General features: G+C 46.8%; 18 protein-coding genes. 9 read left to right on the top strand and 9 right to left on the bottom strand.

Annotated features, from left to right (window positions below; genetic code table 11):
- Window positions 1–69: 69 nt before the first annotated feature.
- The 3 genes from QT979_RS04815 to QT979_RS04805 all read right to left on the bottom strand — a co-directional run bounded on the left by QT979_RS04815 (window position 70) and on the right by QT979_RS04805 (window position 3,858).
- Window positions 70–2,046, bottom strand: coding sequence for a carbamoyltransferase (locus QT979_RS04815; protein ID WP_333231004.1), 1,977 nt, complete (start codon window positions 2,044–2,046; stop codon window positions 70–72).
- A gap of 169 nt (window positions 2,047–2,215) precedes the next feature.
- On the bottom strand, window positions 2,216–2,701 hold the full coding sequence (locus QT979_RS04810) for a hypothetical protein (RefSeq protein WP_333209116.1): 486 nt from the start codon (window positions 2,699–2,701) through the stop codon (window positions 2,216–2,218).
- 236 nt (window positions 2,702–2,937) lie between these two features.
- Window positions 2,938–3,858, bottom strand: a complete 921-nt coding sequence (locus QT979_RS04805; RefSeq protein WP_333209114.1) for an NAD(+) kinase — start codon at window positions 3,856–3,858, stop codon at window positions 2,938–2,940.
- A gap of 419 nt (window positions 3,859–4,277) precedes the next feature.
- Between QT979_RS04805 and QT979_RS04800 the strand changes: the two genes are divergently transcribed.
- On the top strand, window positions 4,278–6,404 hold the full coding sequence (locus QT979_RS04800) for a M64 family metallopeptidase (protein WP_333308413.1): 2,127 nt from the start codon (window positions 4,278–4,280) through the stop codon (window positions 6,402–6,404).
- A 29-nt stretch (window positions 6,405–6,433) separates the two neighbouring features.
- The gene (locus QT979_RS04795; protein WP_333209109.1) at window positions 6,434–7,168 is read left to right on the top strand and encodes a hypothetical protein; all 735 of its coding nucleotides are present in this window, start codon (window positions 6,434–6,436) and stop codon (window positions 7,166–7,168) included.
- Window positions 7,169–7,273: 105 nt separating this feature from the next.
- On the opposite strand, the gene QT979_RS04790 is transcribed toward QT979_RS04795, so the two are convergent.
- The 5 genes from QT979_RS04790 to QT979_RS04770 form a co-directional block, all read right to left on the bottom strand.
- Window positions 7,274–8,935 (bottom strand): hypothetical protein, encoded by a 1,662-nt coding sequence (locus tag QT979_RS04790; protein WP_333209107.1) that lies wholly within the window; start codon window positions 8,933–8,935, stop codon window positions 7,274–7,276.
- A gap of 85 nt (window positions 8,936–9,020) precedes the next feature.
- A complete protein-coding gene (gene cobN, locus QT979_RS04785; RefSeq protein WP_333308411.1) occupies window positions 9,021–13,034 on the bottom strand; it encodes a cobaltochelatase subunit CobN in 4,014 nt (1,337 codons plus the stop codon).
- A 173-nt stretch (window positions 13,035–13,207) separates the two neighbouring features.
- A complete protein-coding gene (locus tag QT979_RS04780; RefSeq protein WP_333308410.1) occupies window positions 13,208–14,068 on the bottom strand; it encodes a DMT family transporter in 861 nt (286 codons plus the stop codon).
- The gene (locus tag QT979_RS04775; protein WP_333209102.1) at window positions 14,065–14,802 is read right to left on the bottom strand and encodes an ABC transporter ATP-binding protein; all 738 of its coding nucleotides are present in this window, start codon (window positions 14,800–14,802) and stop codon (window positions 14,065–14,067) included. Before QT979_RS04775 ends, QT979_RS04780 begins: the two co-directional genes overlap by 4 nt.
- A 168-nt stretch (window positions 14,803–14,970) precedes the next feature.
- Window positions 14,971–15,783: an ABC transporter ATP-binding protein gene (locus QT979_RS04770; RefSeq protein ID WP_333209100.1), complete on the bottom strand. Its 813-nt coding sequence runs from the start codon at window positions 15,781–15,783 to the stop codon at window positions 14,971–14,973.
- A 215-nt stretch (window positions 15,784–15,998) separates the two neighbouring features.
- Between QT979_RS04770 and QT979_RS04765 the strand changes: the two genes are divergently transcribed.
- From QT979_RS04765 to QT979_RS04750, 5 genes are all read left to right on the top strand, one after another.
- Complete coding sequence (locus QT979_RS04765; protein ID WP_333209098.1) at window positions 15,999–16,865, top strand: HEAT repeat domain-containing protein; 867 nt, start codon at window positions 15,999–16,001, stop codon at window positions 16,863–16,865.
- 46 nt (window positions 16,866–16,911) lie between these two features.
- Window positions 16,912–17,352, top strand: coding sequence for a hypothetical protein (locus QT979_RS04760; RefSeq protein ID WP_333308407.1), 441 nt, complete (start codon window positions 16,912–16,914; stop codon window positions 17,350–17,352).
- Between the two features lie 252 nt (window positions 17,353–17,604).
- Entirely contained in the window at window positions 17,605–17,757 is a 153-nt protein-coding gene (locus QT979_RS28950; RefSeq protein WP_445304752.1) for a hypothetical protein, read from the top strand.
- Window positions 17,758–17,761: 4 nt separating this feature from the next.
- The gene (locus QT979_RS04755; protein ID WP_333308405.1) at window positions 17,762–18,535 is read left to right on the top strand and encodes a Uma2 family endonuclease; all 774 of its coding nucleotides are present in this window, start codon (window positions 17,762–17,764) and stop codon (window positions 18,533–18,535) included.
- 72 nt (window positions 18,536–18,607) lie between these two features.
- The gene (locus QT979_RS04750) at window positions 18,608–20,476 is read left to right on the top strand and encodes a tetratricopeptide repeat protein (protein WP_333209096.1); all 1,869 of its coding nucleotides are present in this window, start codon (window positions 18,608–18,610) and stop codon (window positions 20,474–20,476) included.
- A 194-nt stretch (window positions 20,477–20,670) separates the two neighbouring features.
- Here QT979_RS04750 and QT979_RS04745 read toward each other — a convergent pair whose 3' ends face one another.
- Window positions 20,671–21,306 (bottom strand): L,D-transpeptidase, encoded by a 636-nt coding sequence (locus QT979_RS04745; protein WP_333209094.1) that lies wholly within the window; start codon window positions 21,304–21,306, stop codon window positions 20,671–20,673.
- A gap of 670 nt (window positions 21,307–21,976) precedes the next feature.
- Between QT979_RS04745 and QT979_RS04740 the strand changes: the two genes are divergently transcribed.
- Window positions 21,977–22,477, top strand: a complete 501-nt coding sequence (locus QT979_RS04740; RefSeq protein WP_333209092.1) for an autotransporter — start codon at window positions 21,977–21,979, stop codon at window positions 22,475–22,477.
- Window positions 22,478–22,790: 313 nt separating this feature from the next.
- Window positions 22,791–24,137 (top strand): sorbosone dehydrogenase family protein, encoded by a 1,347-nt coding sequence (locus QT979_RS04735; protein ID WP_333209090.1) that lies wholly within the window; start codon window positions 22,791–22,793, stop codon window positions 24,135–24,137.
- Window positions 24,138–24,296: the final 159 nt, after the last annotated feature.

The raw sequence follows: 24,296 nt of genomic DNA, 5'->3' as shown, positions 1-24,296 counted from the left end.
GAATGGGGAATTAGTTATTAGTTATTCGTTCCAACTAATAACTAATAACTAATGACTAATGACTAATGACTAATCTAGTTCAAATTCATTTTTCCAAGCATCATCTTGTTTCCAAGGAATTTGTTCGGACTTGGGAAGCAAGTAATTTTCCAAAACCAGATAGTCCATTTCGGTTCGCATGAAACAGCGGTAAGCATCCTCTGGAGTGCAAACAATGGGTTCCCCTCGGACGTTGAAAGAAGTATTTACCACAATAGAACAGCCCGATCGCTTTTCAAAATGGCTAATTAAGTCATAGTACCGAGGATTAGTTTCTTTGTGAACTGTTTGAATGCGAGCCGAGTAATCGACGTGGGTGACAGCCGGAATCTCGGAACGGGGAATGTTGAGCTTTTCAATGCCAAACAACTGCTCTTGTTCGGGAGTCATCGGAATGCGGAGACTGGATTTGACAGGTGCTACCAATAGCATATAAGGACTAGAATGGTCAATCTCGAAATAATCCGCAACTCGTTCGGCTAAGATTGACGGAGCAAAAGGTCGAAAAGATTCCCGATATTTAATTTTTAGGTTCATCACGGACTGCATTTTAGCACTGCGGGGATCGCCAATGATCGATCGACCGCCCAGAGCCCGCGGCCCAAATTCCATCCGCCCCTGGAACCATCCCACCACATTTCCCTGTTCCAAAATTTCAGCCAACTGCGGCATTAATTCAGCATCGTCCAATCGGTGATAGCTGGCTTTGACAGCATCCAAATATTCGAGAATTTCTGCGTCAGTAAACCTCGGCCCCAAATATGAGCCCCGCATTTGATCGTGACAAGTTAAATGAGTAACCGACTTCGCCACAGTTGCCACCGCTTGGTTGGCAGTGAGAACTTCAGTCCTCTCCTCAACCGCTGCGTTTGTAGTGGCAAGTTCAGTTTTGAGGGATTCTATACTATTTGCTGTCGAGTTGGCGCTCACAGTGCGAGTTTGTTCGCAATACTGATACCAAATCGCCAAAGCCGCGCCCAAAGCACCACCAGCATCTCCCGCTGCCGGCTGAATCCAAATATCTTTGAAAATACCTTCCCGCAAGAGTCTGCCGTTAGCAACACAGTTGAGAGCAACGCCGCCCGCCAGACAAAGATAATCGACATCCAATTCTTTTTTAACTGTTCTGCAAAGCCGCAAAACAACTTCTTCGGTAACAACTTGAATCGAAGCCGCAATGTCCATTTCTCGCTGAGTCAATTTTCCTTCAGCTTGGCGTGGCGGTCCTTCAAACAGTTCGTCAAACTTCTTGTTTGTCATGGTTAAGCCAACAGTATAGTTGAAATAATCCATGTCCAAACGGAAAGTTCCGTCATCTTTGAGGTCGATTAAATAGTTGAGAATCTTGTCTACATACTTGGGTTCGCCATAAGGTGCTAAACCCATGAGTTTGTATTCACCAGAGTTGACTTTGAAGCCAGTGTAATAGGTGAAAGCTGAATAAAGCAAACCCAAGGAGTGGGGAAAATCGATTTCCCACTGAGGTGTAAGTTGGTTCCCGTCTCCCAACCAAACCGAGGTTGTGGCCCACTCGCCCACGCCGTCGAGGCACAAAACTGCTGCTTTTTGAAACGGGCTGGGGAAAAATGCCGATGCTGCGTGGGATTGGTGGTGTTCGGTAAATAGCAGAGATGGCAGTTTATTTGTTTTGCAGTTTGCTATTGCTGCCAGATCTCTTTTGAGCATGGTTTTGAGGTAAAGCTTTTCTTTGAGCCATATTGGCATGGCTTTTAGGAAAGAGCTAAAACCTTGGGGTGCGTAGGCTAAATAAGTTTCGAGAAGGCGCTCGAATTTGACTAAAGGTTTGTCGTAAAAGACTATTCGATCAAGTTCCCGCAAATCTATTTTCGCTTCTTTCAAGCAATAAGCGATCGCATTCTTAGGGAATCTGGCGTCATGCTTTTTGCGGGAAAATCTTTCTTCCTGCGCTGCTGCTATAATTTCTCCGTCGCGAATTAAGGCTGCGGCGCTGTCGTGATAGTACGCCGAGATTCCAAGTATGTTCATCGCTCTCCTCACAAATCGCAATGCGTTTGCTTTTGACTATTTAGAATAGCTAACGATTATAGCTGCTTAAGTGCTGATTGGGAATTGAATTTTGCGATCGCCTCTAATTTTACCTGGATCGATGTCGGTGCAAAGTCCTCGGACGATCGGCTGTTGGACAGCATTGAAGCTAGCGTCGGCTTATCCTGCGCCTCCAAGCTCTGAAGTAAGTGACCACCGGGAATTGATAAAATTCACCTACCAACCACAGCACAATGCCTAAATGCGACAAAAAAGCTAAGCCTGTCCAAGCTAGGGGCAGCCATGACAACCGGCTGCCGGGAACCGGGGGAAAATAGTAAGCTGAAAGTCCCAGCAAGGTGGTGGGAAGGAAAATTAGACCCAAAGCCGCTGCCAAGTAGGGCCATCCGAATTCTACGCCTTCGAGGTGGGCTCCTATCCACTGTTTGCCGTTCCAGTGCCAAGTTACGGGCGGTTGGCGATCGGCCATTTGGAGCGATTGTCTTTCAACGCTTGCGGTATAAATGTGCTGGCAGAAGTTGCAAGCTAGGGCGTCCATCAGCGCTAGGGTGGAAATTTGACCGGTGCGGCACACGGGACAGGGATATGTATCTTGAGGGTTGAAAGGTCGGGTTGATTTTTTGAAAAGCTGCATAGATCAGGCTGTTTGTCAAGATATTGAGCGATCTTAACAAAGTACAAAGATTATGGGTTGGCTGAAGGTGGTTTTTGTATCTAGATTGTTGGTGATTTAACAGGTTTTTTCACGCTTACGGGCCCCACGGGTTAATGCGGGTTGATATTAGACCTCTCCAATCATTATTATGGTGGAACAGGCATCCTGCCTGTTCAAGACTAGCAATTCTTGCGATGTCTATTGAATGATTCGGATTAATTGCGGTGATTGTTGCTGTACCGAATTCGGGCTCCTGCCCAGTGAAGTTTTTCCCTCAAAGTGTTGAAATAAGAATAGTTTTCCCGCAAAATGATAAACTTGGCTTCGCAGTCCGCCCTCCGCACGTCTACGCGCTGTCCTGGCCAAATTGCAGTACCCAAAATGCCGTCTGTCCAGAGTTTGGTACTGAGTTCGTAATCTGCTAAAGGCCAAATGCTGACGACGGAACCGGGGGGGAGGACGATCGCCCGACTAGATAAACTCAAAGGGCAAATCGGAGTAACGGCGATCGCCTCCATTCCCGAGTGCATAATCGGCCCGTTGGCAGATGCGGTGTAGCAAGTCGAACCGGTGGGAGTTGCCACAATTAAACCGTCGCCTTGATACTGATCGACTACTTCGCCGTCAACTTCCATTTCTAGAATACAGCTCGGCATTCGATCGGCTGAAGCAGGTTTGACACACATTTCATTTAGTGCCAAAAATCGATCGCTTTGGGGTTCGAGATTGCTTCTGTTTCCCTCAAAAACTGTTGCCTGCAACATCATCCGCTTCTGCACAGCATACCTATCTTCCGAAAGTCTGTCCCAAATCTCCTCAGTATTTTGGAAATCCTCAAAAGACTCGGTTAAAAAACCCAGATGTCCCCCCACATTCGCTGCCAAAATCGGAATGCCGTCAGCCGCCAAATTCCGCGCGGCAGCTAGGGCCGTACCGTCGCCGCCCAGCACTACCGCTAAATCAATTGGGCTGTTACTAGAAGCTAAAAACACAGGATACGGGTTATCTTTCGGGCCACTGGGCCCCATTAAAACGTGACACCCGCGACTTTCTAATTGGCGAGCACACTGTTCTGCCCACCGCTGGCTGAGGGTATCTCTGGCTTTGTGGGCGATAATTACTTGTTTTAGTTGCACAACCTATCGATTTTAGATTTTAGATTTTGGATTGTGAGATTTTAGAGTGAGTGAAAGATCTTAAAATGTTCGATTGTCGATCGGCAAATACGGCAATGACATCAACCCTCTGCTCTATCGACACTGACAACTCCCTCTAATCCTTTCTGATTGTAATTTAAATCGCACTCACTGCGGTTAAATTGATAAATATTCATCATTGGGACGATATTGGGATTGCTATCAAACAACTTGCTGACATTTTTATCTGAATAAACCACAGCCCTGCCGCTCGTGGGGTGGTAACCACTAATAACAAGGAAACCCGGACGGTGGCTGTGATGGTGGTGCTGGAAAGGTTGAGGCTACTCAAAAGGTAGTTTGTTGCAATTTATTCATAATCATATACGCGGATCGTCGTATTGTTTCCAAAGTTTATTTTGAGCAGTATTGATCTACAACTAGCAGAAATAAAGGAGGCGTTAATTATGCCTGATAGCATGACGCAAATTCTCAAAGCTGGTCCTCCAGGAAATAAACGCAACATCGCTGTCCTTGGAGACGGCTTCGCAGAAGCCGACCAGAACGTTTATAACCAAAAAGTCAAAGAGATTCTTCTAGATGGAGTGTTCGGTCATGATTATTTCTATGAAGATGCTCAAGCTTTCAACATTTACCGAGTCAACCTGATCTCTAACGATTCAGGGGTCAGCCAGCGAGTTTATGACGAAAAGGGAACTCCCGCCGACCCCAGCGATGACGTAATTGTCAGTACGACCCTGCGAAATACAGCACTTAGGTACATTTTCAACGGTTCTTGGGCGCACTGTTGGTTGGAAGAGGGTGCTAACACGGCAACCCTCGTTCAAAATGCCCTCAACACCTGGGTCCCCGATTACGACCTTGTTTTGATTATCCTCAATGAATCTGGCTTCGGTGGCTGCGCGTGGGGGAATAAACAACACGTTACCCTTGGCTCAAGTTGGGAAGTGATGGCTCATGAATTTGGACATGGGATTGGCAATTTAGCAGACGAGTACTGCCAACCAGGCACTTATATTGGTGGAGAGCCAGGATCTGTCAATATTACCGTCAATAGTAACCGAGCAACGCTCAAGTGGAGGCGATTTGTCAACCCCGCGACCCCAGTTCCCACGGGAGTCAATGCCTCGCCAAACTCGGGAGCCTGCACTAACCATAATCAGGGAACGAAACCGTTAGGTTGGAGCAGTAGTCAGGATGTGGGTCTATTTGAAGGGGCACAATATCGCGACAAGGGTATTTACCGACCAGTGGAAAATTGTCGCATGCGCGGGAACTCGCCCCCATTTTGCCCGGTATGTTACACTGCGCTCAAAGAAAAACATCACCCGTATACGGGACGAACCTTTTCCAAGTGCTATGCGGGGGACTTTAACGGCGACGGTAAGGACGACCTGCTCGTTCATAACGACAACTCGATCCAAATCTACCGCTCCAATGGCTCTAAACTCGACATGGTTTTTAGTGTAGTGGAAAGAGTTCCAGGTTCCTGGCAATTTAAACCGAATGACCAATTCTATATCGGCGATTTTAATGGGGACGGTAAAGATGAAGTCGTAATTTACAATAGTACTGATTGGGGGATGGAATATCTTGGGTTGCTTGTCGATGATGGCAACAATGGTCTAGAGTTGGTTGCTCGTTACGATGACTCGATGCCCGGTTGGCAATTCCAAAAGAGCGATCGCTTTTATGTGGCTGACTTTGATGGCGATGGCAAGAAAGACCTGTTTGTCTTCAACGGTGTGGAGTGGCCTACCCCCTATCTGGGAATGTTGAGGTCTACAGGGTCAGGATTTTCCCTGGTGAAACGCTACGACGGTAGCCTCCCCAGTTGGCAGATGGGCAAGAACGATCGGCATTACGTGGGTGACTTCGACGGAGATGGAAAAGAAGACTTGTGGGTGTTCAATGGCTCAGACTGGTCCATACCGTATTTAGGCATTCTGCGTTCACAGAGTACCTTCCTATCCATGGTGAAGCGTTATGACAATACTCTACCGGGCTGGCAAATGAAACCCAATGACCAGCACTATGTGGGTGACTTCAACGGAGATGGGAAAGCGGATCTGTATATCTTCAATGGGCAGGACTGGTCGATGGCATACCTGGGGATGCTCAGCTCGAATGGTGCTGTCCTGAACATGGTGAAGCGTTATGATGACACCGTTCCTGGTTGGCAGATGCGTAAAAATGACTCTCACTACCTTGCCGATATCAATGGTGATGGCAAAGTCGATCTCTTTGTATACAACTGCAAAGACTGGTCGCGGGAATACCTTGGAACGATGATTTCCAATGGTTCTGCTCTAAGCTCTAATTGGGTTGAGGATTGGGTCGGCGAATGGAATTTAGGAGCAGTTGACCAGTTTATTCCTTGTAATTACGAGGGAGTTGCTGGCAAGCGCGATCTATTTGTTCATAACCAAAACTGGTTTGGCATGATCCGAGCAAATCCCGTCCTCTCACTCCAGAAAATTTACTACCGCTGGATTCACAACTATCGCTACGGTCGCAATTGGTAATAAGAAGGAGCCTAACCATGATTGATAAATTGACATCCAAATCTAGGAAGGAAGAGGAACTGCCTTCCTCCAGAGAGAACGTTCAACTTCCTCAGATGAGTGAGGTAGCCCAAATTCAACCGGGAGTCATGCCCAGCCAGCCAGAACCTGGTAGCGAAGGTCTGAGCTTCATGTCAGCCATATCAGAAGAAGAGGGTATGGGATTGATGGCTCCAGTATCGTTGGAAACCCAGGCTAGACCAGACCAAGTAGAGCAATCAGACAAGCTCATGCAGCAGCAGTTGGCTCAAGAGAAATATATTCGTTTGCGTTTGCACATTGAGAACGGAGAACTTTCTGTCATTGGTGTACGTGCAGTGGAAGGTTCCCTGACTATGGAGAAGCACTTACAAGGTGAGGTACTCTATGAAGTCAACTCTGGTCAGACGCTAATAGCGGTTGGCTCGCTCCCCACACTGGGTGAAGTGCGAGGACTACCATATCCTGATGGTCTTCCAGAACAGCAGATGCATCATATCACTGAGCTATCGAGCGATGAATTTACGGTTCGGATTCCGCAGCAGGATATCTCCTTGGCATCTCTACCGGATCTGCAAATCACCGTCTATCGAGCCAAAGGCGGTTCTCCAGGTCAAGAACTCACTGCTGAACCACTCAGCATACAGTTTGGTGAGCAACTGCGTAAGGTCGCTCAGCTCCAGGGCATTCACTTGGAGACATTGCCAAACACTCTACAAGGGGAACTACAACAGGCACTCCAATAAACTGTTTGTGACGGAAATTTCTTTCCTCAATAGAAAGCTGGATCTGCGTTACCAGGCTCTGCCTGGTAACGAGAAAAATTCCCCATTCTTTAATCGAAAATTGTATTACCCTTCCATACCTCGGGATTTCGGGCGGGGCCATGTAATGCTGGAGTCGGCCGCGAGTAGGCTAGAAACTGCACTCGCCCCAAAGCGGTTGAGGTGACTGGGGTCAACAAAATAGTCATTGCGGCCCGGCCACCGCTGCGAAAAGTCGCGGAAAGCGAAGCCTTTTTGCCGCGAGAGTTGCTGCATTCGTTGCCGGAACTGCTGTTCTGCCCGCAGGCGAGTTCCGTCTAAGTAGTCGTTGGTGAGGGGTAAATTGACGAAAATTAGGGGAATTTTGCGAGCTTTGGTAAATGCTACAACTGAGTTAAAGGCTACTGCTTGTTTGCCTCCGAGGTTGAAGTTTTTGTAGTCGCCATCGTACTGACCTGAAACGTAAGCGCGTTCTCGATAATAAGTGTTGGGATTGTACTTGCCCGACATTGCCATGAATCCGTTGGAGTCGATCGATTCTGCCAATTGGTTGAGTTGTCTGATGGCTACTGTTGTGCGTCGCGAAACTGGAATCAATTGTGCTTTATGAGTTGCTGCATTCGCTGCGATCGGTTTTAACTCATATCTTGTAGCATTTGAGGCAACGGGCAAGATGCCCGTTCCACTCGACAGGGATTTGATTGGGGGGTGGGTGTCAGCAATGGGCAAGATGCCCGTTCCACTCGACAGGGATTTGATTGTGGGGAATAGGGGTTGGGCATCTTCCCCGCCCCTGAAAGGTCGATCGACAGATGCCAATGCTTTGCGGAAAGTGTTGTTATCGCATGGCTGCGGGAATCTGTAACACTCGGGAATCACATTCGGTTCATCCAACTCTAGTTCGGGGCGAACGCCTGCGGCTAAAAGTTGACTGCCTTCAGAATCGACGATCGAATTAAAAGTGCGATCGTCCCGGCCGCTGTTAAATGCCCGCACACCATCGGCCCAGACAATCATTTGAGGCAAATGACCGGGCTGCAAAAGCCGCCGCAGTTGAAAGTCAACTACTTGTGCAGTTGCGCCATTGACTGAAAAGTTAAATACTTTTAAGCCCGGACGGCCCCTTTGGGCCAAAGATTGTTTTAGCTGTCTGGGATCGACCCCCTGCAATGCGCGGGAACTGCCGACAATCAAAACATCTGGTGGGCCGACTGCAGCAACGTAGGATAGGTAAAGTTGTAGTTGTTCGTTTAGCAAATCGCTGCTGAAGCTGACTGTACTGGCTTGCGATCTGGTTGCGCTCGCTTGCTGCTGGGAATAAACCAGGTTTCTCATGTACTCGATTACTTTTTTCTCCGCAAACGCCCGTCTGGGACTGCCGGGGGGAACGGCTTGCATCCAAGCGACGGCCTGCACCCACAGGGCGGCTACTTCGTCCCAGTCTTGTTTTGAATTGGCTGATTGAGCCAAATTAGAAGCTTGGGTGGCAAAGTTAACTGACTCCGTGAAGGCATCGTTTTGCGGGCAAGAGGGAAGGCTGAGGGTTTTTCTGGTTTTGTTGCGGTTTTGAGCTAACAAAGACGTTGGGGACTGCGCTAGGACTGCGGATTCGTCGATCGAACCCGATGGCGCTGCGGTGTTGGGCGGCTTCGTTGATGAACATCCCAAAGTTACGGCTAATACAGCGGCTGCGGCGCAGGTACGTTTGAGGATGCTGGTGCTGATGCTAGCAATGTAGCGGCGAATCATAAAGCTTTCAGCGATCGCGAAACATTACTAGATATTACCGCAAACTGCCCATTCGTCTGCCGCCGCGATCGTGACTTTTGAGTATTTATGTATGGGATTCGATAACTGCTTCGGCTTGCAGGGCGATCGACCTCAATTTATCCAATGTATCCTGGTTCGCACTCTCCCACAACCCGCGCTGACGAGCTTCTAGCAATCTTTCCGCCATATCTCGCAGTGCCCAAGGATTGTTTTCTTGAATAAATGCCTGCACTTTCTCATCAAAAATGTAAGCCTCTGCGATTCCTTCATACATAAAATCCTCTACACAATTTGCCGTAGCATCGTAAGCAAACAAAAAATCAACAGTTGCTGCAATTTCAAATGCACCTTTATAACCGTGTCGCATCGCACCTTCTATCCATTTGGGATTTACAGCCCTGCTGCGATAAACCCGCGCAATTTCTTCTCTCAGTTGCCGCACTTTCGGATTTTCGGGAATCGAGTTGTCGCCGAAATAGGTTTCAGGATTTTTGCCTTGCAAATTGCGAATTGCCGCCGTCATTCCCCCTTGGAATTGATAATAATCATCCGAGTCGAGGATGTCGTGTTCCCGGTTGTCTTGGTTTTGCAGAACTATTTGCATTTGGCCGAGGCGTTTTTCAAATGCTTCGGGTGCAGAACATCCCCATTCACCCCCCCTAGCCCCCCCTTGTAAAGGGGGGGGACAAGAGTTGGAATTAGCCCCTCCTTGTAAAGGAGAAGAATTAGATTTAGCCCCCCCTTGATAAGGGGGGGTTGGGGGGGTACTTGTATAGGCGTAACTGCTCCAATTAATGTAAGCTTTTGCTAAATCGCTGTCGTCTGTCCAGTTTTGAGCTTCAATTATGCCTTGAAGTCCTGCGCCGTAAGCACCTGGTTTTGAGCCAAACACTCGAAATTGCGATCGCCCTTGCGCCGCTTCCTGACTCAAACCTGTAGATTCCCAATACAAAATCTCTTCCTTAACTTGTGCTGCTAAAGGGTTGTCTTCTGCCGATTCCTCTAAATCAGCCACAGCTTTTACCGCACTGTCAAACAAATCAATTAAATTAAAAAAAGCATCGCGGAAAAAGCCAGAAATTCGCAAAGTAACATCAACGCGCGGTCGCCCCAACACAGAAACGGGCAAGATTTCAAAATCTACAACCCGGCGCGAAGGGCCATCCCAAACTGGTTGAACTCCTATCAGTGCCAAGGCTTCGGCGATGTCGTCTCCCCCCGTCCGCATGGTGGATGTTCCCCACACTGACAAACCCAAAGTTTTCGGATATTCGCCATTTTCTTGGGTGTATCTTTCGATTAAATTTTCGGCAGCAACTCTGCCAACTCTCCAGGCGGTTTCTGTGGGAATGGCGCGGATATCTACTGAGTAAAAATTGCGACCGGTGGGCAATACATCTGGTCTGCCGCGAGTGGGCGCGCCGGATGCGCCGCTTGGTATGTGCCGCCCATCTAATCCGCGCAAAAGGTTGGTAATTTCTTGGTTTGTTTGGAGGAGGGAAGGTAAAAGATAGTTATTTATCCACTCTAATTCTTGTTGGGTTGCTTCTCCTATTTGTTGGATATTTTTAACCGCAGATAAACGCGGATAAACGCGGATATTTTCGATTAAGCTATCTACTAATTCAGCGGCTTTTTCTTCGAGTTCTGCTGTTAAATCACCTGCTGTACGGTGCTGAATTATCGACGTTGGATCGCAGGTTAAAGGGTCGAAATCGTAGCCTGAGTCTTCTGCTAGGGCGCGGGTTAGGCCCGATCGCCCGTTGGTGGGATGGCGGGCGATCGCAATTATCAAATCTCTCAACTGTCTACCTTCGGGACACTGCCCGAAAATGTGCAATCCGTCACGAATTTGGGATTCTTTGAGTTCGCAAAGATAGCCATCTGTGCGGGTGATAAATTCTGTAAATTCCGATTTATTTAGTTGTATTCCTAAGTCTTTATCTAAGTTTTCTTTGTTGGTGAGGGCGAGAATGCGATCGCGAATCATCGGTAATCTAGACGGATCTAAACTTTGGGCTTCGCAATACTCGTCGATTAAGGTTTCCAACTGCTGCAAAGGCCCGTAGAGTTCGGCGCGAGTCATCGGCGGTGTCAGGTGGTCGATTATCACGGCTTGCGATCGTCTTTTTGCTTGGGAACCTTCCCCCGGATCGTTGACAATGAAGGGATAAAAATTCGGCATCGCGCCTAACGCTACTTCTGGATAACATTTGTTAGACAAGGCTATACTTTTACCGGGAAGCCATTCTAAATTTCCGTGTTTTCCAGCATGAATTATAGCGTCAATTCCCAACTTTTCGCGCAGCCAATAATAGTAAGCTAAATAATTGTGAGTTGGTTCTAAGTCTGGGGCGTGATAATTTAATGCGGGGTCAATTTCATATCCCCGCGACGGTTGAATTCCTACAAACACATTCCCAAACTGAATCCCCGGAATCAGAAAAGACCTATTGTTACTTATTAAATCTTGTGCATAGCTTCCCGGAAGCCCCCATCTTTTACAAATTTTCTCTTGCACTTCCTGGGGCAAACTCGCAAAATATTCTTCATATTCTGCCAAATCCAAAGATTGATGAACAGGCCGCAATTCGCGTCCTTCCGGGTCATTTGTCACGCCCGAAGTCAGGAGTTCAATTAACTCGTTGCCGTTAGCAGGGATGTTTTCAATTTGATAGCCTGCTTGCTGCATAGCTTTGAGGATTTCGACACAGCTAGCGGGCGTATCTAAGCCGACGCCGTTGGCTAAGCGGGCGTTGCGGGTGGGGTAATTTGCTAGAATTATGGCGATGCGTCTGTTGGCGGCTGGGGTTTGTTTCATCTTCACCCAGTTCGCGGTTAAATCTGCTACAAATTGAATGCGATCGCCCGCTGCTACATAGCCTACTACATCTGTTTCTAATTCGCTGTTCCAAGTCTGTACCGCTTTAAAAGAAACAGCCCTAGTAATAATTTTTCCGTCTACTTCCGGCAATGCTACATTCATCGCCACATCGCGGGGAGAAAGTCCTTGTAATTCAGTTTCCCACTGTCCCAAACCGCCGCCGCTGAAGATTGCTTGCAATACAGGGACATCTAAGGATTTTAAACTATTTTGTTCCGGTTCTTGGCTGCTAAAACCGGAGACTGCAAAACTTGTAGTGTTGAGCAATAATTGAATAGGTTCTGATTCTTTGGGTTGAAAATATTCCAGCAATTCTATTTGCAAATCTGGTTCACGTAGAGAAGACACAAAGACGGGAACTGGTACTAAGTTTCGCTCTGCTAGAGCTTGACAAAGTGCATCAATTGGTGCTAAGTTTCCGGATAAATAATGAGCGCGATAAAATAAGATTCCCACCGTAGGGGCGATGCCCCCGTGTTCGCCCTCGCCGTCCCCTTTAGGGAGTGTTTCCAAACCCGGAGATCCCCCCCAGCCCCCCTTAAAAAGGGGGGAGGAAGAAGTTGTCAAACTCCCCCTTGTTAAGGGGGATGTAGGGGGTTCTGAATCAGGTTTGAAAGTTGCAAAACACTCCTCCCCGCGCCCCATCCAATCATAAATTCCCACGCGGGAAACTGTTTGAGGGAGGGGCGGATTATAAGCAGTTTTCAAGCAAGTATCGGCGGCAAATTTTAGTGCATTAATAAAGTTTTGGACTCCGCCTTCTGTGAAATAGCGCCACAGTTGATTTACTGCTGATAGCGATACATTGGAATGGCTGATTAAATCGGGATCTGGACTGTCTTCTCCCGGCATTACAATCAGTGATGCGTTAGTTTTTTGCACCGTTTCCCGCAGAATCTCTAACCCGTAAGACCAATAAGAACGCCCTCCTAAAAGTCTTAAGATTATGACCTCGGCGCGTTCTAAAACTTCTTCGGCATAAGTGTCAATTGTTAGTTGTTGCTGCAATTGAAGCAGGTTTACAGCGCGCACTTTGGGGAATGCTGCCGGCATTTTGGATGCCGCCGCTGCGAGAGTTTGAATGTCGGTGTCAGCAGCACTAATAAATACTATTGGTGCTGGGGTTTGCTGAATAAAAATTACTCCTTCTGCTTGAGGGTTCCAACCTCCGGGTGTGGCTGCTATTTTGTGCATTAATTTTTCCTCTATATATAACAAGTCGAAATTAAACGAAGTCTCAGAGGCACAGCCTCTCGCTTAATTATGCCACGAAAAAAGCGTCCGCAGCCTCGGAATGCAAGTCCTCGGATTTTGGAGAGGGCTTGCCTTCCGAGGCTGCGAAAAAAATTACATAAAACATGAGAAATTTATAATGTTATAAATAAAACTCCTCCCATCATGATAGCAGCCCCTAAAAATCTTTCTTTAATATCTTTTTCCTTGAAAATGAAATGGCCGAACAGTACACCCATTAATACGCTGGTACGCTTAAGTGCTATTACTTGCACGACTAAAGTCATTGTCAAAGCTTGCATCTGAAAAATGACTCCTAAAGCATTGAAAAAGCCCGTTGCCATTAGCATCGGTAAGTATTGGAGAATTTGGCGCTTGGGGTTAGAGGTTTTGTGCAGTAAAACTGGCAGCAATAGGACGCTCATACTCGTCAATAAAGCGAACACCCAAAAAATCGGGGAAGAGTTTTGCACGCCGATTTTGTCAAAATTTGTGGTAATACTCCAGAGAAAAGCTACGAGTAACATCAATTTTGACCCTGGTTGGTGCACAAGTGCTTTGAAGGGGGCTAAGTAGCCTTGAGATTTTTCTTTGATGTTTAATAGATAAGATCCCATGACAATGAGAAAAACTCCAATACCATCAAAAAAGTTGGGATACTCGCCGACAATTAACGGTGAGGTCAGCAGCATGAATAAGGGCGTCAAAGCTACCAGTGGCACGGCGAGGGATAAATCCGACAGTTTGATGGCTTTAATGTAGAGGAGAGCAATGACTGCGTTCATGCTGGCTCCGATTAACAAAGCTATCCAAAATTGTTGGTTTAATGGAGGTATTTCTATAATAAATAGCAACGGAGTTAAAAAGACTGCTGTAAAAAATGTTAGCGACCAAGTTACGACATATTCGTCGTTTGCTTTCAGGTTGTGTTTGCTAACAACATCTTTTACTGCTTCAAAAAAAGCGCTCAAAATTGCCAAAATTAACCAAGTCATCCTAAATATGCGCTCCTGACTCGCTCGTCGTTTAGCAAATCTGCTCCAATACCTGTGAGAGTAATGTTACCAGCTTCTAGCACGTAACCCCGATCGGCAATTTGCAGCGCTAAACTGGCGTTTTGTTCCACTAAAAGGATTGTAACGCCCGTGGAGCGGAGGTTTTGAATGATTGCAAAAATTTCTTTGACGATCGCAGGTGCTAAGCCTAAACTAGGCTCGTCTAATAATAGCAGTTTAGGGCGCGACATCAACGCGCGGGCGATCGCCAACATTTGCTGTTCCCCACCGCTGAGGGTTCCTGCTAGCTGGCGGCGCCTTTCTGCTAAGCGCGGAAATATCTCAAATTGGCGCTCTAAATCGGCTTTTACTGCCGCTGAGTCCGATCGAATATAGGCCCCCAATTCCAAGTTAGTTAACACCGTTTGCTGGGCCAAAACCCGCCGCCCTTCGGGACTGTGGGCGATTCCCAATTTCACAACTTCGTGAGCTTGACGGCGGCTAATATCGCGCCCGCTATAAAGAATTTGTCCCTGCCGCAAATTAACTATTTTAGAAATTGCTCTCAGGGTGGTACTTTTGCCCGCACCGTTGGCACCGATGAGACTGACAACCTCGCCTGCATTAATCGTGAGATCAATATTTTGTATGGCTTGAATTCCGCCATAATTTACAGAAACATTTTTGAGTTCTAAGAGGATGTTTTTGTTTGTTTTAGGTGGGCTATGTTGCATTTTGTTTGACGGGATTTTTGATAACAAAACTGTCTCTTTTCTAGCAGTGGGCCAGGGGTTGAAACCTGGCTCATAGCTGAATTACTCTTCAGATGGCTGGAAGATTCATTTAAGGCTAACTATTAATTTTACTCGTTTCCCGTCAGAGCAGGCAAACATTTATATTTTTTACGTTTCATCTCCCAAATAAGCCTCAATTACCGCCGGGTCATTCCTCACAACAGCAGGTTCTCCCAAAGCAATAAGCTGACCGAAATGCAACACGGCAATCCGATCGCACAATCCCATAACTAGCGGTACATGATGCTCGATCAATATTACAGTTAAATTGAATTGCTGGCGTATTTCTCGGATAAATTCGCTTAATTTATGCTTTTCATTGGGATTCATCCCCGCTGCAGGTTCATCTAACAAGAGTATTTGCGGTTCTAAGGCTAAAGCGCGGGCAATTTCTAAGCGCCTCTGGTCGCCGTAGGGCAAGTTTTTGGCTTGTTCGCCCGCGCGATCGCCCAATCCGACTAAATCCAACAATTCTAAGGCTTTTCGCTGGGTTTTGCGTTCCATTGCGTTAGATGCTGGCAAGCCGAAAATCCCCGCCAGCACGGATAAAACTGGATTGCCCGATCGACTGTGGATGTGTCGGGCGATCGCCACATTTTCCACAGCAGAAAGTTCCCCAAACAACCGGATATTTTGAAAAGTTCTGGCAATACCTTTATTAGCAATTTGATAAGGCTTCAATTGGGAAATATTTTCATTTTGATAAATCAGGTTGCCACTAGAAGCAGGTATCAGTCCAGTCATTAGATTAAATAGAGTTGTCTTGCCCGCGCCGTTAGGGCCGATTAATCCAAAAATTTCGTGTTTTTCAACTGTAAAAGATACGTTGTTTACAGCAATTAAACCACCAAAACGACGAGTTAATCCTTTTGCCGCTAAAACAGGATTGCTTGTTGAGAGGGTAAGGGGTTCGGAAATCATAAACACATCATAGAACGAATATAAGATATCTAATTATGCCTTAGACTGCCGAATGTTCTTAAAGTCACCCTTTTTAAGCAGTATTTAGGGCGATCGATTGCACCACGGGCAAGCACAAATTTAGATCGCCCGGAGTCCTGAAACAGTTTGATGAGAATGTATACACAATTATTCAAATGGCTGAGACGGCTCATCAAACACAAGGATTCTAGCCCATGACGAAGCACTACCGACACAGATTAGCTGCCGTAATTGCCCTCTCGTTTCTATCTTTCACATCGCCTTTGCTGTTGACTCGCAATGCTGCGACTGGAATTGGGGAGGAACCCACAGCTAATCCCAAACAGATTGCCTTCCTCACCGAGAAGTTAAATATTAACGATGAAATAGCACTTGATCCAGCTATTAAGCTGTTACGAAAAATAGGTGAACCAGCCATCCCTGATAGGATGGAAGCTTTGCAGGATCAGAATTTGTCAGTCGCTCAGAGTGCTGCTGAGGTTCTAAGACAAATCGGTCTTCCTGCTATTCCTGCCTTTGTCAAAACCTTGAAAGACTCAGATGTGTCGGTTGGTGCAGAAACTAAAATTGCTGTGCCGCAGCTAATTCTGTTGCTGAAAGACTCCGATGCCACTGTGCGTAGCCGTGCTGACTATGCTTTGGGCAGGATAGGTGCAGAAGCTAAAACTGCTGTGCCGCACCTAATTCTGTTGCTGAAAGACTCCGATGCCACTGTACGTAGCCGTGCAGCCAATGCTTTGGGAAAGATGGGTGCAGAAGCTAAAACTGCTGTGCCGCAGCTAATTCTGTTGCTGAAAGACTCCGATGCCACTGTGCGTAGCCGTGCAGACTATGCTTTGGCAAGGATGCGTGCAGAAGTTGAAACTGCACTACCACAGCTAATTTCCCTGCTTCAAGACTCAGATGCAACTGTGCGTAGTAGTGCAACCAATGCTTTGGGAAGTTTCGGTGCAGAAGCTAAAACTGCACTGCCGCAGCTAATTGTCTTGCTGAAAGACTCCAATCCAAATGTGCGTAGTAGTACAGCCTCTGCTTTGAATAAAATCCGTGCAAAAGCTTAAACTGCATTGCCGCAGCTAATAGTCTTGCTGAAAGACTCCAATCCAAATGTGCGTAGGTAGTGCAGCCTCTGCTTTGGGGACGATTGGTGCAGGAGCTAAAACTGTTGTGCCACAAATAGTTCCGCTGCTGAAAGACTCCGATGCCAATCTGCGTAGCCCTGCGGCCCCTGTCTTGCTAAGTATTGCTCTTCACCTTCAAGAAAAAGCAAAGACGCTAACCTCACCGGAGTTAAATCAGGCTGTATCAAACCTAGAATCAGCCTTAAAAATTTTGGATGAACCTAAAGCTAATTTGTCACAACCAAAAATCGCAAATCTCCGTGTATACATCAATGCTCTCAAAGCTGAACCAAGCAATTGCCACTGCATCAAATCACTTCCAAAAAGTCCCTACATCTGGGAAGTTTACTTGTTTTTCCTCTTCCGAATCTTTGGCATCTGCCCACTGTGGCTGCTCAAAATCTACGAAACCTTAGAACCGAAATAGTCGGCGTCAGAGACATCACCGTCTTGCTAGCAAAACTCTATGTCAAACAACTCATTGCCAAGAAAAAAGGCACAGCAGAAGGCAATTCACCCACTACTATTTTTGAGTAAATACTGCACTATTTAAACCGAACAAACCGCAGCGTAACAGAGGATAAAGTCAGCGATTACACCGCTAGATATTAACGGCAACGATGAGAGTTAATGGCAAGATTTATTGAAGGTAGCCGACTCCCAAAATTAATCAGAAGCGATCGCAGGCTTTCTGTTAGCCGTAAAAAATTGCTATCTCGATAAAATTCCCGGTCCAAAAGATACTGACTTTCTGCCGCAAGAAATCACATCGCGCTATAATATTACAATTACCGTACCGCTTCAATCTCCTCAAGCCGTCTCGCCTGGGTAATCTTATGACGATGTACGAACCGGATTCGCCACCTTCCCAAACAAAAGTCCTCCCTACGATGTATGATTTACCCAGTGAAGACCCGGAGGAACCCGGTTTGCCTGACGAATTCCACGACTTTCAACCTGAACTGCTGCGTTTAACCTGTCGCCCCGCAAACCATCCGCCAGAACAAATATTTATAGCGACAGACCTTAATCTCTACTACGATTCTAACCATCTCAATTGGTACAAAAAACCTGATTGGTTTGTCGTCTTGGGGGTTCCGAGATTTTATCGAGGTGACGAATTACGCCTCAGCTACGTGATGTGGCAAGAAAATGTCAGTCCTCTGGTAGTAATAGAACTGCTATCACCTGGAACTGAAGATGAGGATTTAGGAATTACAGAAGAATCCCGAAATAAACCGCCTACTAAGTGGCGAGTTTACGAACAGATTTTGCAGATTCCTTACTACTTTGTTTTCAGTCGGTACAACAATCAACTGAGAGTATTTCGTTTGATTAGCAATCGTTACCGCGAACAAGTTTTAACCGAACCCCGATTCTGGATACCGGAATTAGAATTAGGTATAGGTTTGTGGGAAGGTTGTTATCAAGGTTGTTCGAGGTTGTGGCTGCGTTGGTACGATGTCAGTGGCGATTGGGTTCTGACTCCAGAGGAGTTTGAAAGGCAGCGAGCCGAATTAGAAAGTCAGCGAGCCGAATTAGAAAGTCAGCGAGCAAATCGTTTAGCCGATCGCCTCAGAGCAATGGGCATTAATCCAGATGAGCTGTAAAATTAAATAGCAGCATGAAATGGTGCAAGCTGCAAGCGCTGTCCATAAAAACTTATTAACTAAAAATAAATTATGCCAGACTCTACCTCACTGCGCGATCGCTACCTAGCCCTAATCGACAAAATTGTCGAAATCACCCTCAAAGGTCAAATTCGCTCCAAAGAACAAGTTTATCAAATGCTGGTGCAAGACATTAGTACCGGTACTGGCGAAATCTTTGAACGCTGTTTCGGCGAACGCCTTGATGCCGCCGAAAATCAACTCAGAAATGAAAAAGACGAAATCAAACAAGCAAAGGCAAATCGCACCCTCAGAGCTCTCAAAACCATCCAAGGAGAATGGGAACGTTGGCAGAAAGATAACCGCGTCGATCGCGCAATTGCCTCCTCAATCCAACAAATCGTTAGTGCTGAATCTAATGCCCGCCTCTTGGCATTATTGCAAGTAATTGATCCGAATAAAGAACATCCGCTGACTCTAGATCAATTGCAGCAATTAGCCAAATCTCTGCACCAACAAATGCTGCAAACTGCCAATCCCGAAACCGAACAAGATTTGCAGCAAATCACCGCCGGCATCGCCAAAGGTTTAGAATCTTGGCAGCGTTTGGAACCGGAACTTGTGGGCTGGATTTATCAGCCGCAGCAGCTAGGATTTGCCGGTAGTCCCGAACAAAATGGGCCTTGGGCTTTTTGGGCAAAAAAAGTTAACAGTCCCTTTCCCCAGGCTCTTTTGAATACTATTGCGATCGGTGAATCTGTAGTTCAATTCGCAGCCCAGCAATCGAATTTAGATTTAGGCATATTGGTGGAATTAGCGATTATTTTGCAGTGCTTGCAGCGGGCGTTGGCGACATGGTTTGACAAGCAAGTTTACGATTCCAAAGTGTCAACGAAAGCTTCTATTTCTACTTACATTACTTTTGCGGTAATTTGGAGTCAGCTAGCTAGTGGGTTTAATAATTCTACCAAGAGCGGGGAGCAGTTAGCCAATGCTTGTTTTCAAGTAACTTTGCAAATTTTGCGGGCTTTTTCTCAACGAGAATACTTTCCGCTTTACGGGGGAATTTTTGCTTCATTTGATGGTAAAGCTCTGCGTCATACTTTGGATTATTTAGATGAACCGCTGCGGCGAGTTGAAGGCACTCAAGCAAAAGCTCGAATTCTGACGCTTTTGGGTTATTCGATGCAGGCGGCTGGGGCTTACGAGCGATCGATCTTGTTGCACAAGCAAGCGCTGGAAATTGCCCGTACCGAAGGGGACAAAGCTTGCGAAGTTGCCAATCTCAATCACATCAGCCGCAACTATGTTGCTCAAAAAAATTATCAGGAAGCGATTAATTACAGCCAGCGGGCTTTAATTATGGCACGACAAGCGGGAGAGCGACAAGGCGAGGCAAATGCTCTGGCTAATTTGGGTTACAGTGAAGTGTTTCAAGCGCGGCAGTTGGAGGAGGTGGAACCGGAGGTTTACGAGAGTGCGATCGGTTATTTGGAACAAGGTTTGTTGCTATCGGAAAAATTGGGCGATCGCCAAAGTCAAGCTTTTTGTTCCAGCAGTCTCGGTATCGCTAAAATTGCCCTGGAAAATGCTGAAGCTGCGATCGAATATTTGCTCAAAGGTTGGCAAGCAGCTCAATTCTCAGGGGATTTATATTTGCAAGGTCTGAATTTGGCTTACTTGGCTCAAGCTTATTACAGAATCAACTCACTAGAAAAAGCCATATTTGCTGGCAGTTTGGGGATGTATACTTTGGAGCAAATTGGTGCGATGGAGTGGCGTCAATCGGCTGGCTTGTTGACTATTTTGCGGGGTCAAATGGGGGCTGAATCTTTTAAACAAGCTTTGGCTAAAAGTCGAGCGAATATCATTCCGGCGATCGGTGTTGATGGGTACGATTACATCCCGGAGTTGCTGGAAAAATATCAGCAATCTATTTAACTCTTTGTGGAACAGGCCAAAAAGCCTGTTGCTGAGGGGGGTGCAAAATGTAAGTTTTAACTCACCCAATAGCTGCATTATCAATAAGTCTTTCATGGGCGGGCATGATGCCCAGCCCACAACCAAATTTAAGTCTTTGTGGAACAGGCATCTTGCCTGTTCATTTGTTTTTATGCACCCCAACCTCGGAATAACTAATGCTCAACTATCACCGGTGTGCCAACTGCGACTTTCTCAAATAAAGCCTGTGCGTCTTTGTCAAACATTCTGACACAACCGTGAGAAGCCGCCCCCCCGATCGACTCTGGATTCGGAGTACCATGAAAACCAATCACATTCTTGCCATCCGTCCAAAATCCCATCCACCTACTCCCTAATGGATTATCTGGCCCAGCAGGAATAAGTTCTCCTGTCCAAGGATTTTGCCAAACTGGATCTTTGATCATTTGCATCACTTTAAAATTGCCTGTAGGAGTTTCCCACCCGCCTTTTCCCACAGCAACCGGGAAACTGGTTTGCACCTTATTTTGTCGGTAAACATAGACGCGGCGTTCTCGCAATTTCAGGACTAAACGTACTTCCTCAATAGGATTTACCGCAGGCTTTGGTTCCTGGGGAATATAACGAAATGGTTCTCCCAAGGGCGGCAGTTCTGGGGTTCCAAGATTCGGCAATTGTGTCTCGGATGTGGGCCGCTGCGCTGCGATCGCACTATTACTTGAATTAGCCACCAATTCGGCAGTCGCCTGCTGCTGTAGGCCGACCGACAGCGCGGCTGCACTCAAGCTCAGTACAATTAACTTGTTAAACGAAAATTTGCTCTTCACCATTGTTTTCTTCGCTAAACTCCTCACCAGCATTTCCTACAAAGTTCCTATCTAATTATCCGCCAACCGCACCTGATGAGAAAATTTTTGAGATGGCTTTTTGACGGCAACTGCGCTGTACAGTTTTTAGTTGAAATTTCACCACTGATAACTTGTAGCTCAACACAAAGCTTAAGCAATAATACCAAAACAACAAGGTTTTTATAAGTAGCTCAGTGGAGTTACGCAATAGAATGTCGTTAAAAAACCCGGTTTATGGGTAAATCTTGCAAGAAAATGATTAAGTTTTCCCTCCGACTAATTGGATTTTTTAGTAATGGCCGACTGGCGATCGAGTATTCAAACTATGGCGCTGCTGTATCCGGCAAGCACAATCTGTCTTTGGGTAGAGTTCCCCCCAGCAACAGTTAGGTGGGCGGAAAAAAACTGCAACGGTCGATCGAATAAACTCAATATATCACGGCAACACTCTAGAGATGCAAACCGCTGAACTTGTTGTAAATCGGGAACTTATGATGTAAAATTTAGTCTTTCAATACTTGTTCGATAATCTTTTTTTGAGATTGTCATAAATTTCCTACTCTGGGGATTAAACTGGATTAGGTATAGAAGTTGGGACTTTCGTGCAGCGGAAGCAAACCCGACCCTGAATAGCAGTTAATGTGAGGTTTCAATGCGTCTTCAGAACATCAAATTATTGACAGGTGCAACACTGTCGGTGGTAATTTCGGCGGTCTCAGTAAATCCTGCGATGGCTAACCCTGCAACTCAAATAGCCCAAACGCAGACCACCACAACAGCAAACACTACAACCATTGTCGGTTTTGTCAAAAGTATTGTCGGCGATGTAGTAACTATTCGCGAAGAAAGCGCGCCGTACAGGACTCTCAGGATTCAAAGATGCGTCCTGAGAATTATTGGCTTAGTACCGGGAATGAAAGTCAGAGCCACCGTCGCCGGATCTCAGATCCAAAATATCGCGGTGATCCCCGATTATAAGGTGGTCGCCACAACGGTTGCTCGTCCCGCAACCCCAGCACCGGCACCGCGTCCGGCTCCAGAACCGCCACCGCGTCCGGCTCCTCGTCCGGCTCCGGCTCCGGCTCCTCGTCCGGCTCCCCGTCCAATTCCGGCTCCGGCTCCGGCTCCGGCTCCTGTGAGAGGACTTTGGTAGACCTAGGTTATACGATTTTAGATTTTTGATTGTCGATTTTCGATTGAAAATTGGCAATGACAATCAAGCAATTTGATCCGGGCCCCCCGGATTTATTAGTAGGATCGCTTTCTTCAATCAACAATCTAAAATCGCAAATCTAAAATCGATTGACTGATGAAGCTCAAGGTTTGAAACACGGGCCTACAGTTGCCTTCTTTTTTTGCAACTGGTATGAGTAAGCGAAATTAAGTCACCGCGCACGCGGTGGCTTCGCTGTTTAATAGCAGTTAGAATAATATAATTGTCTAGCAATTGTGGAGAAATCGCTGCTATGTATTACCTGCGTTTCTTGCTACTAATTCTGCTGTTGCCGATGATTGCGTGCGATCGAGCTACAGATGCGATCGCCCCTGCTGTGGGCGACAACGGCCCCGTGTCGCAAATTCCCTCCCGTGCACCGCTGGGAAATGTTGGGACAAATCAAATTGTACCGACCAAACCGCTTTCGCCGCAGCCAATCCGCATTGTTGCTACTTCTTTGCCGCGGCCAGGAGCCAGCGAAAGCGCCTCAAAACCTCCTCAAGTAATACCGATTCCCGCATCGCCAGTGCTGCGAGTGCCTCCTGGCTTTGTCGTCAACGTTTTTGCTGACAATTTAGACGCTCCCCGATGGCTGGCTTTGACGCCGACAGGCGATGTTTTGGTAACAGAAACCCGGCAGAATCGGATTACACTGTTGCGGGATGCCAACGGCGACGGCGTTGCTGAGGTTCGCAAGACTTTTGCAAGTGCTCAAAACGGGTTAAATATTCCCTTTGGCATGGCTTTTGCCGATCGCTATTTTTTCCTCGGAAATACCGATGAAGTTCGCCGATTTCCCTACACAAAAGGGCAGGAACAATTGACCGGTACTGGTCAAAAAATTGCTGATTTACCGGGCGGTGGCTACAACCAACACTGGACGCGAAATGTTGTCGTTTCCCCCGACAACAGCAAGCTTTTCGTCTCAGTTGGATCGCAGTCTAATGCCGATGTCGAACCGCTGCCGAGGGCGTCTGTTCAAGTGATGAATTTGGAAGGCAAGAACCAGCAAATTTTTGCTTCGGGTTTACGAAATCCGGTGGGATTGGATTTTCACCCAAAAACCAATCAACTCTACACGACAGTCAACGAACGCGACGGTTTGGGAGATGATTTGGTGCCGGATTACTTGACAAGAATTCGTCAAGGCGAGTTTTACGGCTGGCCTTACACTTATTTTAAGCCGAATTTGCTCGACCCGCGCCACTCCAGAAATGGCAATAGCGATCGACCTGATTTAGCGACTAAAACATTAATGCCGGACGTTTTGTTTCAGGCGCATTCGGCGGCTTTGGGGCTTCAGTTTTACGACGGCAAAACGTTTCCCAAAAGATTTCTCAACGGGGCATTTGTGGCGTTTCGCGGGAGTTGGAACCGGAACGCTGGAACTGGTTATAAAATCGTGTTTGTACCTTTTAATGCCGCGAACGGGCGCCCTCAAGGTTATTATGAGGATTTTCTGACTGGTTTTCTCACAGATCCGTCGGGCCCGACAACTTGGGGAAGGCCGGTTGGTTTGCTGGTTTTACCTGACGGGAGTTTGCTATTTACTGAGGAAGCGAACAACCGGATTTATCGGGTGCAGTATCGCGGGTGACGATGGGGGGATTAATAAATTCTTCACCAGCGTCTACTTTTTGTTGAATCAACAATGGATCTTCTTTTCTAATTTCTATTCAATTTGAGATTCGCTGGGTTGGGGCGGGTTTTGTAGACAGATTGCCTGCTGTTGGTTGTGATTGCGCGCTAAAACCGC

The organism is Microcoleus sp. w2-18bC1, assembly GCF_036700365.1.
In the GTDB taxonomy this organism is placed as follows: domain Bacteria; phylum Cyanobacteriota; class Cyanobacteriia; order Cyanobacteriales; family Microcoleaceae; genus Microcoleus.
This window is presented reverse-complemented; position numbering and strand designations above follow the sequence as displayed.

Bases quoted from the DNA above. Each gene is read 5' to 3' on its own strand.
- QT979_RS04815 (WP_333231004.1), bottom strand. From the start codon at position 2,046: ATGAACATACTTGGAATCTCGGCGTACTATCACGACAGCGCCGCAGCC.
- QT979_RS04810 (WP_333209116.1), bottom strand. From the start codon at position 2,701: ATGCAGCTTTTCAAAAAATCAACCCGACCTTTCAACCCTCAAGATACA.
- QT979_RS04790 (WP_333209107.1), bottom strand. From the start codon at position 8,935: ATGATTCGCCGCTACATTGCTAGCATCAGCACCAGCATCCTCAAACGT.
- cobN (WP_333308411.1), bottom strand. From the start codon at position 13,034: ATGCACAAAATAGCAGCCACACCCGGAGGTTGGAACCCTCAAGCAGAA.
- QT979_RS04780 (WP_333308410.1), bottom strand. From the start codon at position 14,068: ATGACTTGGTTAATTTTGGCAATTTTGAGCGCTTTTTTTGAAGCAGTA.
- QT979_RS04775 (WP_333209102.1), bottom strand. From the start codon at position 14,802: ATGCAACATAGCCCACCTAAAACAAACAAAAACATCCTCTTAGAACTC.
- QT979_RS04770 (WP_333209100.1), bottom strand. From the start codon at position 15,783: ATGATTTCCGAACCCCTTACCCTCTCAACAAGCAATCCTGTTTTAGCG.
- QT979_RS04765 (WP_333209098.1), top strand. From the start codon at position 15,999: ATGACGAAGCACTACCGACACAGATTAGCTGCCGTAATTGCCCTCTCG.
- QT979_RS04760 (WP_333308407.1), top strand. From the start codon at position 16,912: ATGTGCGTAGGTAGTGCAGCCTCTGCTTTGGGGACGATTGGTGCAGGA.
- QT979_RS04755 (WP_333308405.1), top strand. From the start codon at position 17,762: ATGACGATGTACGAACCGGATTCGCCACCTTCCCAAACAAAAGTCCTC.
- QT979_RS04750 (WP_333209096.1), top strand. From the start codon at position 18,608: ATGCCAGACTCTACCTCACTGCGCGATCGCTACCTAGCCCTAATCGAC.
- QT979_RS04745 (WP_333209094.1), bottom strand. From the start codon at position 21,306: ATGGTGAAGAGCAAATTTTCGTTTAACAAGTTAATTGTACTGAGCTTG.
- QT979_RS04740 (WP_333209092.1), top strand. From the start codon at position 21,977: ATGCGTCTTCAGAACATCAAATTATTGACAGGTGCAACACTGTCGGTG.
- QT979_RS04735 (WP_333209090.1), top strand. From the start codon at position 22,791: ATGTATTACCTGCGTTTCTTGCTACTAATTCTGCTGTTGCCGATGATT.